This is a genomic window from Flavitalea sp. (genome assembly GCF_035489435.1).
GTDB lineage: Bacteria > Bacteroidota > Bacteroidia > Chitinophagales > Chitinophagaceae > DATHKG01.
The window spans coordinates 52,970-65,268 of sequence record NZ_DATHKG010000094.1; the positions used below are offsets into that span (position 1 = coordinate 52,970).

Here is a 12,299-nt window from a genome sequence, read left to right on the forward strand (position 1 = left end):
TGTATTTTAGATTTATGGGCGATATTAAACGAGTTAAATTAAATGCATATTTTGCGTTCGTTAATGATTGAAATTTTTGAAAAATATATTGCTGCGAAAATCAATCTTACTTCTGCCGATTGGGAAAAAATTGAGCAGGTTTGCGTTATAAAGAAACTACGCAGGCATCAATTTCTGTTGCAGGAAGGCGAGATTTGGCGTTATCATGCTTTTATTTGCCAGGGCTGTGTCAGAAGATACCGCGTAGATGAAAAAGGAATTGAACATATTATTCAATTTTCAGTTGAAAACTGGTGGGCAGGTGACAGGGAAAGCCTTATGAACAGCACCCCTTCCAAATACAATATAGATGCCATTGAAGATACTATTGTAATACTTATCAGGAAAGATGATTTCGAAAGATTACTTATTAACATACCATTGTTTAATAATTTTATCAATGATATCCTGTCCAGAAGTCTCAATGCTTCGCAGGAAAGAATCCATTCGGCTATCAGCCTTACTGCGGAAGAAAAATACCTGCAATTCTTAAATTCATTTCCCAATCTTGCCAACCGTATACCACGCCATATGCTGGCTTCCTATCTTGGTATAACTCCTGAAACACTCAGTAGGGTAAGAAAACAAATAACCGGCAAATAAACCTTGCTATGTAAAGAGCGCATTTTGTAAAGAGCGCATTAATACAAATTCCTTTTGCTTTTCTTCATCCATTTTCAACCCATAAGTGATGACTTAGCTGTTTTATTTACTTGTGCAGTCATTTTACATGATGCAATTGATTTACGCCTTTTGACATTTATCAAGAAACATTGTATCAAATGTCAATGGGGTAGTGCGTTGAACCAAAGTAGTTTTGTATCTCAAATTTATTTACAGAAAAACGATACAAAATGTCAAAGAAAATTTTAATTACAGGAACAAGCACCGGTTTTGGAAAATTAATGGTCGCCACACTATCGAAAGCAGGTCATACCGTGATTGCAGGAATGCGCGGTGTTACAAGTAAAAATCAAGCCGCTGCTAAAGAACTGGCTGCCTTGCCAGGAGTTGAAGTGATAGAAATGGATGTAACAAATGACGCATCCGTACAGCAAGCAGTCAACATAGTATTGGCGAAACATAAAAAAATTGATGTTCTGGTAAACAATGCCGGCGTTTCAGGTTTTGGTTTACTGGAATCATATTCTCTGGACCAGATCAGGAATCTATTCGAAGTGAATTTTTATGGTGTGATACGGACTTACCAGGCAGTACTTCCTTCCATGCGAAAAAATAAGGATGGCCTTATCATCAATCTTACTTCGGGAGCAAGTGGCCACACATTGCCATTTATGATTCCTTACCTGGCTTCAAAATTTGGAGTCGAAAGTATTACTGAAGGTTTGCAGGATGAACTGAGCGACTATGGTATTGAGAATGTTAGTATACAACCCGGTGTTTATCCGACAGAAATGAATAATGGAAGCAAGACTGGATTCAGTGGTGATAAAGCAGCCATTGCGGCAGAATACGGAGAGGCTGCTACAGATAAATTCAATGCTATAGGCGGTGCTTTGTTTGGTAAGATGGCAGCGTTTAAGATGGATCCCCAGACTATAGCAGATGGGGTACTCAAACTGATTAATATGCAAAAAGGTACCCGGCCATTACGTTTACCCTTAGATGCAATTGCTGAAGGAACAGATGTTGAATTTATCAATGCAAGGGCTGAAATAAAAGCCAAATGGTTAGCTAAATACAACAACTAATAAATTTTGAATTGTCATTCAGCATGTAACATGGCGCTTATCTTAAACTCATCATAATGTATATTATTGAAGCCCTAAACTGGCGCTATGCCACCAAAATAATGTTTCGAATCGAAGATGGCAAAGTGAAAAATTTTAATTAAAAAGCAACAATTCATATCTCATAACTCCTTTCATAACTCATAACTCATAATTCATATCTCTCTTTCAGTATCCTTCGTTCTGCCAGCCAGACTGGTTTGTAATATTTTGTATTTCTGTTTGTGGTACAGGGTATACTTTTCTAAACGGAGCAACTAAAGGAAAAATTGATTGCATCTGACCGGTACGTACTATGTCGAACCAACGATCACATTCCAGCGCAAGCTCAAGTCTCCGCTCTTTATAAACAGCGGTGCGAAAGCTGGCCTGGTTTGTCAGCGTAGCGGCAGTGAGTGGTGTGATACCTGCATTGACACGCACTGCATTCAGCGCAGTGAAAGCTGTTGCGTTTCCATAAGCAATTTCATTCAGGGCCTCTGCATATATAAGCATCACTTCGGCAGCACGCAGAATCGGAATGTCCGCACTTGTTTCATTGTTCACCTGTGGTCCGTTGTATTTTCCGGGACGTTCACCACCGGCACTTGTGGGGGCAGCCAATGCGCGCCTGTTATCATTAGGTTCAAACAAAGCCGGCGGTAGGATCACTGCATTATTGCCACCAACATTCCGAAGCCGATTATTCTGACTCGCCGATTCCCCGATGCCACCGAGGAGAAATCTTGCAGAGAAGATGATGTCGAGGCTTGTTTTTGTTGCATTTGGAAATGTGGCCGGTTGCGAAACCAGACCTACACCTTGTCTCATGTTTATCGAATTGATAAGTGGTAGTAGGGTAGACAAAACCAGGTCGTATTTCTTCTGATACAGGTATACTTTTGCTAACAGGCCCCTTGCTGCATGGATGGTCGCACGGCCTCTTTGTGGGTCAGGCCAGCTTTCCGGCAGGTTATTCACTGCAGTAGTAAGATCTGTAATGATCTGGGCATAAATAGCCGCAGTATCCGCTCTCGTGTTATTCCTGGCCTCTTCACTTTTTTGCGGTGTGGTGATTAATGGAAGTTTGCCCCATAACCTGGTGGTGTTAAAATAATTCAGTCCACGTAGAAAAGATGCTTCCCCGATAATCTGTTTTTTTCTCACACTATCCATTGTAATTTCCGGAGCCCTGCTCAGGATTACATTACAGCGGTAGATAGCTTTGAATGATGCAAGCCAGGCTTCAGTAACAAGGGTATTGTCCGGCCTTTCTGCAAAAGATTCGATCTGGTAGCGAACACCGCCACTGGCACCCTGGTCATTGTCTTCCATATTATCGCTCCGGATTTCGGTGAGCGAAAGAAAAGTGTTGCCATAAAGGCCATTGTCCTGCAAGGCATCATAGCAACTGACGAGGCCACCCTGCAAACCTTTCTCATCCACATAAAAATTATCCTCTGTCGGAGAATCGATAGGTTTAAGATCGAGGAATTTTTTGCAAGAGCTGAGCGCAAGGATCGCAACTATTGAAAAGTATATTTGGTATTTATAATTTTTCATTGCCAGGTAGTTTAGAAGGTGACATTAATGCCTACTGAAATGGTTTTTGATGTCGGGTAAACGCCATAATCTTCCCCATTGGTTGTAGTAGCTGTTCGGTTGCTAACTTCCGGATTATATCCTTCATACCCGGTAAAAATAAACGGGTTCTGTGCGGTTACATAAAATCTTGCTTTGGTAAAACCTGTTTTCTCCATTACACTTCCGCTCAAAGAATAACCAAATGTTATATTCCGGATTCTAAGGTAGCTTCCGCTTTCCACATGCCAGGAACTGGTGATACCATTCTGACCTTTACCAACCCTGTTTGCCCTTACATTTTCTCCACTACCGGGATCAGATTCAGATTTCCATCTGTTTGCTGCACCTGCATAATTGTTCATATTACCTTCGTGATTATAAAAATAACGACGCCCAAGGTTTAGAATTTCATTGCCATATACTCCCTGTAAAGAGGCTGAAAGATCAAAACCTTTAAACTGGAAATCTGTTGAGAAACCATATGTAAATTTTGGCTGATAGCTTCCAACGATCACGCGATCTTTTGTGAGATCAATAACTTTGTCTCCGTCTGCATCCACGAATTTGAAGTCCCCAGGTTTGGTTGTTGCCAGGTCAAAATTACTTGCTGCATCTACAAAATGCGGGTATCCATCTACTTCGGCCTGGGTTTTGAAAACACCAGCCTGCTGTGGCAAATAATAAGAACCGATTTCTTCACCAACCTTTGTGATGAAATATGCGTTGGCCACCGAACCCGTATTGATAATGTCTGCATTGCCAGGTCCCAGTTCGATCACTTCATTTTTATTGGTTGAGAAGTTTGCCGATGCATTCCAGATAAGGCTTCCAAACCTTTGCTGTGTGCCGAGGTTTATTTCAAATCCACTGTTATTTACTTTTCCAATATTCACTAACTGCGTGCTGAATCCCGTAGAGAGCGGAACCGGCACATTCAGTAAAAGATCTGTTGTATTACTATTATAATAGTCAACCGAGAAGTTAAGGTTGTTACCGAAAATTGTACCATCTACACCTAAATTGATCTGAGCCGTTTTTTCCCAGCTTAAGTCGGGATTAGGCTGACTGCTTGGAGCTGCTCCGTTTGTTGCGCCCGGCGTGGCACCACCAAAAACATAAGCATAGTATGATAAGGAACCCAATGCGCCATAATTCGGAATTTTGAAATTACCCGTCAGACCATAACTGGCTCTCAATTTCAGATCGGAAATAAAATCGATCGCTTTGACGAAGTTTTCGTCCGATAATCTCCATCCTGCTGATACTGATGGAAAATAACCCCATCGATTGTTAGAACCGAATTTTGATGAGCCGTCCGCTCTCATAGAGGCTGTCAACAGGTATTTGCCCATGTAGTTATATTGAAGCCTGGCTATGCCTGAAGCAAGTGACCACTGGCTTTGCATTGAATTTCCGGCAGTAACAATCCCGGCATTTAGTGTTGGAATCTGGTTACTGATGAAGCCGGATGAAGCAAAGGCATAATTGCTTTTTGCATCGTCTTTTTGTAATGACCATCCGCCTAACAGGGCAAAATTGTGTTCGTTGATTTTTTTATTGTAGGTGAGTGTTTGCTCAACCAGCCAGTTGAATGAAGTACCTGTTTCTGAGGAACCCGTTGCATTGGCTTCGGGGTTACCAGCTGTATTTGCTAATGGAATAGTAGAAGGCCTGAATTTGTCTGTCCGGTAATTGAATAAATCATATCCAAAAGTGATCCTGTATTTAAGATCCTTTGTAAATGCTGCTTCTGCAAAAATGTTTCCAAGTATCCTTGAACTGTTTACATCAAACTTTTGCTCCTTCGCCAATGCTACCGGGTTCCAGGCTTGTGTCTGATTGTTACCGGCCACGACGGTTCCGTTCGGCAGTGTGGTTTTTGCATCACCGTTCCACGAATTCTCAGCAAAACTGTAAGAGCCGTCTGGATTATACACCGGCCAGATAGGGGCATAGTGTAATGCAGAAGAAACCACGCCACCACCTTCAGCACTTGCATATGTACCATCGCTGTTTACTCTTTTTTCTGTGATAGCGGAGGGATTGAAATTTAATCCGAATTTGAAAATTCCTCTATTACCATCCAGGTTAACACGTGCTCCATACCTGTTGAAGTTGCTGTTAACGATAATACCTTCCTGGTTCAGGTATTCCAGCGAAGTATAATATCGAAAGTTTTCCGAGCCCCCCGAAACAGAAACAGAGTGATCCTGTATCAATGCATTTCTGAAAATCTCATCCTGCCAGTCCGTGTTAACAAGGCCGCTTGTACCGTTTAGATAAGGCAATACTTCAACCGGGATAATTGTATTGGTGTTGTTCGCAGTATTTACGAGTCTTGTGGGGTTGTCATCATTAATAGAAAAGTTGATTGGAGCCAGGCCCTGCGACTGGCGCCGCAGGTTATTGGATATCATCTGATCGCTGTATGCATTGTTTCTCGCATCGCGAACGATTGAGGCATAACCATAGGCGTCGAGCATATCTATTTTACCGGCGACGCTTTGTACGCCTAACATGGAATTGAGACTTACGACCGGCTTACTACTTTTGCCTTGTTTTGTCGTTATCAATACAACACCATTCGATCCCCTGGAACCATAGATAGCTGCAGAGGATGCATCTTTCAATACTTCTATCGATTCGATATCATAAGTATTGAGTGAGTTCAGATTATTTCCGGAAGTGGGGAGGTTATCGATAACATAAAGAGGTTCGGTGCCGGCAGTAATCGTTCCAACGCCCCTTACCTTAACGGATAATGGTGTTCCTGGTTGTCCTGTACCCTGTACTACCTGCACACCGGCCATCTTTCCAACCATCGCTTCCGCAACGTTATTGATCGGCAGGTTTTCCATATCCTTCGCTTTGATACCGACTACTGCTGTGGTTATGTCACGCCTTCGCTGGCTTCCATAACCTACAACTGTAACCTGTTCCAATCCCTGCGAAGAATCGCTTAAAGTAACATTGATCGTCGTGGTTTCACCTGCTTTGAGTGTATAGCCGGTAAGATTTTCCGATTGATGACCAATCATCCCAAAAGAAAAAGAATATGGTCCGGGAGGCAATTGTAAAAAATTAAATATACCCGAAGAATCAGTTTGCGTACCTGAACTTACATTCGTCGTAGTATTGACGGCCAGGATACTTACACCGGCAAGTGGAGATCCGTTGTCATCTATAACTTTTCCTTTCACGGCAGCGGTATTTTCCTGGGAGAAGCTGATAACAGATAATAATAGAAACGTCAAAAGGAAGGAGATTACTTTCCTGATCTTAAGCATGGTTCTTTTGGTTTACACTGTTATTTATAAAGGGACTGGAAATATCCAGATAACAAATACAATTTACTTGATTCTGCTTGCATATCGTGAAAACAATATATTATTTCTACAAGGTCAATTTCCACTTGTAAAGTTGGCGAAGTCATAAGCCACACAGCAATTATGCAAGAAAAAAATGTAAAGTGGCCTGCGTCCTGTAAATCTTAGCGTTCCTGTTTTAAGCCACCAATAATCATCTTGATTGCTTCTATAATAATGTCAGGCTTTTCTACATGTATGTGATGACCGCTATCGTTAATTACAATCTGTTTGCTGTTTTTTGACAGGTTTGTCATTTCCGATTGATTCTTAAGCCTGTCTATCTCATCAGGATCATTTGGATTACCTGAGCTGGTAGCAGTAAGAACTATGAGTGGCTTGTCCGAAAACATGAATGGGGTTTTTTTTCTCTCCCTGATAATTTCTACCTTTTCATCAAGTATATATTCATTTTCATTAGCTACATAAAATTCAAATTGATTTAAGGCCCATAGTCTTAATTTTTGAATGGAGTCGGGTAACATATTAAATGGATGTTCTACTGATTTGAATGGAAATCCCATGCTCTTCAATGCTCCTCCGATAGCCGTTATTGCTTCCTGAGTCCGGGCAAGGTTGTTGTCAGTATCGTCCGCCTGCGTCTTTACCTCAGGAATTTTTTTTCCCCCGGCATTCAATGAGGCATAAGTTTTTTTACCATTTATGTATTGTACACCATCTTCATAAGCGGCATCAACTAATACGAGACCCATGACTTCTTCCGGGTAGGTTTGTGTAAAAAGCCTTGCAACCATACCTCCGTGCGAGGCTCCAACTAAAATGTAAGGTGGTTTAAGGCCGGCCTTCCTTAAAAGGGTATGCAGATTATAAACAGTTTGCTTTAATGTATGCGGCTTCGGGCCTAACTGGCTCCATGCATAACCTGACCTGTCATAGGCGAAGGAATTTGCTATGGATGTCAATTTTTGTTGAATAGGAATCCATTCAAAAGAAAATCCTCTGATGCCAGATTCAAAAATTATTGTAGGCGAATTTTGATTGGTAGCTTTCACATAGTTATAATGCAATTTCCATCCACCGATATCGAGCAAATTACCAATCGCTTTTTCTGGAATTATGCTGTCTTGCTGAGATAAGACATTGGAGTGTACCAATAAGTACATCAGGAATTTTAAAGCAGTTTTTGAAATGGGATTCATTGTTTTTGAAATTATATCGTTTCATCAACTAACATTTCTCCAACCAAATGCAAGATTAAGTTATGGTAAAAGGGACAAAGGTTATCAAAATATAAGAATATTTTGATAGATGAGCCAATTGACTTTCTCGGACAAAAGACTATGACTTAAACTGAGCAGTTGGTATATTGGTCCACCACCTCTCCAATGTTGGTAACAGCTTTTTTATGTCAAGCGGTTTGCTTAAATAGTCATTCATGCCAATTTGCAGGCACTGATCTTTGTCATCCTGCATTGCATTTGCAGTGAGGGCAATGATCACCGGTTGATCTATCGACAATTGCCTTATGCATTTGGTCGCTTCCAATCCATCCATCTCCGGCATTTGTAAATCCATCAGCACCAGGTCATATCGTTGCTGTTGTACTGCATTGACAGCTTCCACACCGTTTTGAACTATCGAAGCGGTATAACCAAGTTTTGTCATAATCATCAGTATCAGCTCCTGGTTTACTTTGTCGTCTTCAGCGATAAGAATGTTTAATGGATATTTCAACGCGAAATTTGTTGAGAATTCAGATTTCCAGGCTATTTCATTGATCTCGTCCGGGCGCAAGATAAAACAGCGTTCCACTGCGTTTCTTAAATCTTTTTGCCTTATGGGTTTTGCGATGATTGCATTAAATCTTGCACTAAGCGCTTTGGTGCTCTCATCTCCCATAGAACTTAACAATATTATAGGTGACTGACAACCTTTCGCTTTAATTTTTTCGCATAGTTCCAGTCCGTTCATCCCAGGCATTTTCATATCTGTAATGATGATATCAAAACGTTCATTGTCTGACAAACACTGTAAAGCAATATTTCCTGATTCAACGTCCTGCACAGTCATTCGCCATAGTTCCAGCTGTTTCTTTAGTATCAGTCGGTTTGTGGGGTTATCGTCTACTATCAAAACATGTTTTCCCTCCAGCTCAGGGCAAGATACCTGCAAATGAGATTGTTGTTCACTGGCTGGGATTGTGACGATTGTAAAAAAGAATGAAGTTCCCTTTCCCGGTTCACTCTTGATCCAGATGTTGCCCTTCATTAATTCAACCAGGTGTTTGGATATCGCTAGACCAAGTTCCGTACCTCCATATTTGCGTGTTGTGGACGAATCTGCTTGTGTAAAGGGATCAAAGATTGTAGCCAGTTTATCGGCTTGAATTCCAATTCCGGTATCTCTTACTTCAAAACACAGTTTAATGTCGCCGGATGTGGAGCTTTTTGTTGAAACGATAACAAAAACTTGTCCGCACTGAGTAAACTTAATGGAATTACCAACGAGGTTAATAATTATCTGTCTCAGCCTTGTTGAATCACCCATCACATTTTCAGGTACTTCAGCATCAATTTCATATACGAGATCTAAACCCTGGGCAAAGGCTTTACCAGCGAAAAGATCCAGTACCTCTTCTATCAGCTGGCGCAAATTCACCGGTAGATACTCCAGTTCAATCTTATCACTTTCAATCTTGGAGAAATCAAGGATATCATTTATTACGCCAAGTAATTTTTCACCACTTGTCATTATGATCTCAGTGTATCTTCTGTGTTCATCACTTAATGCTGTTTCGGCCAGCAATGCAGAGGTAGCAATTACGCCATTCATCGGTGTCCTGATTTCATGACTCATCGTTGCAAGAAATACACTTTTGGCCTTATTTGCCACCTCTGCTTCGCGGCGGGCCCGGCGTTCGTTTTCAGTTGATTCCTGGAGTTTCAGGGTTCTTTCTTTTACCTGGCTTTCGAGAACAATTTTTTGTTGTTCGATTTGGCTTACTCTCAGGCGATATACAAAAATGATGAGACCGGCAAGGATGCCACCCATAATCGTATAAAACCACCACGTTTTGTAGTAGGCAGCTTTAATGGTAAAACTTACACGGGTAGGTTCATTATTCCAGATGCCGTCGTTATTGCAAGCGTTGACCAGGAATGTATAGGTTCCTGGGCCCAGGTTAGTGTAAGTGGCTTTTCTCCCTGTTCCAACATAGTTCCATTCACGGTCAAATCCTTCCAGTTTGTATGCATATTTATTTGCACCTGGTACGGTATAGTTTACAGCAATGTATTCAAAGCTGATGCTGGATTGGTCATGTGTAAGCGAAAAATGCCTGGTTAAACTAATATGTTGTGCCAAAGGCGTGTTCTTTTCAATTTGTACCGATTTATTAAAGAGGAGCAGATCAGTCAAAATTACAGGAGGAGTGTTTTTGTTTACCGCAACCTTTTCGGGAGAAATAACATTAAAGCCATTCACTCCCCCAAAGTATATTGTACCATTCCGGCTGCGATAGCCTGCACCGCGAAAAAATTCATAGCTCTGAATACCGTTGGTTAAGGTGTAAAATCTGATTTTCCTGGTGTGCAAATCGAAGGTGAAGATTCCTTTGTTGCTACTGATCCATAACGTTCCATGATTGTCCTCTTCAATATGATGGATAACGTTGCTGGGTAAGCCTTTTTCTTCTAGTATAGATGTGAACGTTTTTGTCTTGTAGTCATAAATATTTAAACCACCACCCAGGGTTCCAATCCATAGATTCTTCTGGCTATCCTGATAAATGCACTGGATTGAATTGGAGCTGAGCTTGCTACTGTTAGTTTTGAATACTTTAAAAGATTTTTTAGATCTATCGAAAAGGTTTAGTCCTCCGGCATAAGTCCCGATCCAGATATTTCCCTGGCGATCAAGGCACATTGCTCTTATATCATTACTACTCAGGCTTGTTGAATCACCTGAATGATTAATGTATTTTGTAATTTTTTTGTTAGTTGCGCTTATTACATTAATACCTCCTTCGTCAGTTCCGATCCATATGTCTCCATTCAAGTCTTTCAAGAGCTTGAAAATTTTATTGCTGCTCAGGTCGGTATCTTTGCTGCCTTTGATATATTTTCTAACTGTTTTACCTGTTGCGTTCAGGAGGCTAAGTCCCCGGTTGTATGAACCGACCCAAACATGGTCGTTTGCGTCACTCAGAAGCGACAGTATTACATTGCTCGATAGATCTGGTTTGTTGCTGAGTTGTGTCTCATAACGCTTAAACGTGTTAGTCTTCGCGGAGAAACGATTAAGACCTCCGCCGTCAGTACCTATCCACAAATCTCCGTTGGTAAGTTCTGCAAACGAGGTAACCACGTTATAACTTAGACTGGTCTTTTGATAAGGATTGTTTTTGTAATGCGTAAATGTTGTAAGATTTTTATCATGAATATTAATTCCTCCGGCATAAGTGCCAACCCACAGAATCCCTGAAGGGTCTGTCAGCAGGCTGTTGATTGAACTGTTATTCAGACTTCCGGGCCTTTGTTCATCGGGCCGATAAGTATGGATGCTTCCAGATATCGTATTCAATAAGCTTAAGCCATTTTCAGTACCAATCCAGATCTGATTCTTACCAGCTTTTGCGAGAGATAGAACATTGTTATCGGGAAGTAACAGGGCGCTGGCAAATTCACTATTCATACTGGAAAACCGGCACAAGCTGTCTAGTGCCATAAGTCCTTTAGTTTGTGTTCCAATCCAGATTGTTCCCGACTCATCCTGCAGGATTGTGTTTATGTATAGATCAGCTGGCTGCTCATTACTGAAAGGGGGTATCACCCGGCGAAAACGATTGGTTGCCTTGTCCATCAGGTTAAGCCCAAGTTCAGTACCCACCCAAAATCTCCCCTGCAGGTCTTCCAGCATACTGTTGATGATTTCGCCGGATATTGAATTATTTTCGGTCGACTGGCTGAAATGTTTTATTGTACCGGCCTTCGTGTTAATCTTATAAAGACCGGTAAATGTTCCGACCCATAGATTTCCATTTTTATCTTCAAGAATGGAATTTACATCTCTGATAACCGAATCAGTACTGTTAACTACGGCTTTATACGGAATGAACAAGTCAAGTCCGCGGTCGTATTGATGTAAAGTGCCGCCGTCTGAGCCTACCCACAGCCTGCCGGTTTTATCTTCATAGAGCGCTGAAATCTGATTGGCGAAAAGAACGCTTGTTTCTCTTTGATTATGCTTGTATACTTTAATCTGATAGCCATCATACCTGTTAAGCCCATCCTGGGTACCGAACCACATATAACCTTGTTTGTCTTTCAGTATGCAGTTGATGGTATTTTGTGAAAGGCCATCATTGATGGTAAGATGAGCAAATTCAAGAGCAGGTTGTGCGTTGACTGAGCGAGGAATAAAAGAAATGATTAAGATAGTTATAGACACTAAAATGGATGATAGTGTTTTGCCATAGCCATAATGGGGAAGACCATGGTCAATTATTTGGTTCATTGTCGGGATAACTGATTAGGAACTGGACCTGAAGATGAAAGTCTAAGTCAGCTAAGATAGGGTGAAATGATGTTGATTTACAAGTACTTTATAGTCATTTTTCTAA

At 41.2% G+C, this 12,299-nt stretch carries 6 protein-coding genes; 2 read left to right on the forward strand and 4 right to left on the reverse strand.

Annotated features, from left to right (window positions below; translation table 11 throughout):
- Positions 1-51: 51 nt before the first annotated feature.
- Both VK664_RS15080 and VK664_RS15085 read left to right on the forward strand, forming a co-directional pair.
- Positions 52-642, forward strand: coding sequence for a Crp/Fnr family transcriptional regulator (locus tag VK664_RS15080; protein ID WP_461399507.1), 591 nt, complete (start codon positions 52-54; stop codon positions 640-642).
- 251 nt (positions 643-893) lie between these two features.
- A complete protein-coding gene (locus VK664_RS15085) occupies positions 894-1,751 on the forward strand; it encodes an SDR family oxidoreductase (protein ID WP_461399508.1) in 858 nt (285 codons plus the stop codon).
- 207 nt (positions 1,752-1,958) lie between these two features.
- Here the strand turns inward: VK664_RS15085 and VK664_RS15090 are convergent, their stop codons facing one another.
- From VK664_RS15090 to VK664_RS15105, 4 genes are all read right to left on the reverse strand, one after another.
- On the reverse strand, positions 1,959-3,332 hold the full coding sequence (locus tag VK664_RS15090; RefSeq protein ID WP_461399509.1) for a RagB/SusD family nutrient uptake outer membrane protein: 1,374 nt from the start codon (positions 3,330-3,332) through the stop codon (positions 1,959-1,961).
- Between the two features lie 11 nt (positions 3,333-3,343).
- Entirely contained in the window at positions 3,344-6,640 is a 3,297-nt protein-coding gene (locus tag VK664_RS15095) for a SusC/RagA family TonB-linked outer membrane protein (protein WP_461399510.1), read from the reverse strand.
- Positions 6,641-6,843: 203 nt separating this feature from the next.
- Positions 6,844-7,878 carry an alpha/beta hydrolase gene (locus VK664_RS15100; RefSeq protein WP_461399511.1) on the reverse strand — a complete coding sequence of 345 codons (1,035 nt, stop codon included), beginning with the start codon at positions 7,876-7,878 and terminating at the stop codon, positions 6,844-6,846.
- 139 nt (positions 7,879-8,017) lie between these two features.
- Positions 8,018-12,193 (reverse strand): hybrid sensor histidine kinase/response regulator, encoded by a 4,176-nt coding sequence (locus tag VK664_RS15105; RefSeq protein WP_461399512.1) that lies wholly within the window; start codon positions 12,191-12,193, stop codon positions 8,018-8,020.
- Positions 12,194-12,299 lie beyond the last annotated feature (106 nt).

Excerpts from the sequence above, each read along its gene's own strand:
- VK664_RS15085 (WP_461399508.1), top strand. The coding sequence starts at position 894 with ATGTCAAAGAAAATTTTAATTACAGGAACAAGCACCGGTTTTGGAAAA.
- VK664_RS15090 (WP_461399509.1), bottom strand. The coding sequence starts at position 3,332 with ATGAAAAATTATAAATACCAAATATACTTTTCAATAGTTGCGATCCTT.
- VK664_RS15105 (WP_461399512.1), bottom strand. The coding sequence starts at position 12,193 with ATGAACCAAATAATTGACCATGGTCTTCCCCATTATGGCTATGGCAAA.
- VK664_RS15100 (WP_461399511.1), bottom strand. The coding sequence starts at position 7,878 with ATGAATCCCATTTCAAAAACTGCTTTAAAATTCCTGATGTACTTATTG.
- VK664_RS15095 (WP_461399510.1), bottom strand. The coding sequence starts at position 6,640 with ATGCTTAAGATCAGGAAAGTAATCTCCTTCCTTTTGACGTTTCTATTA.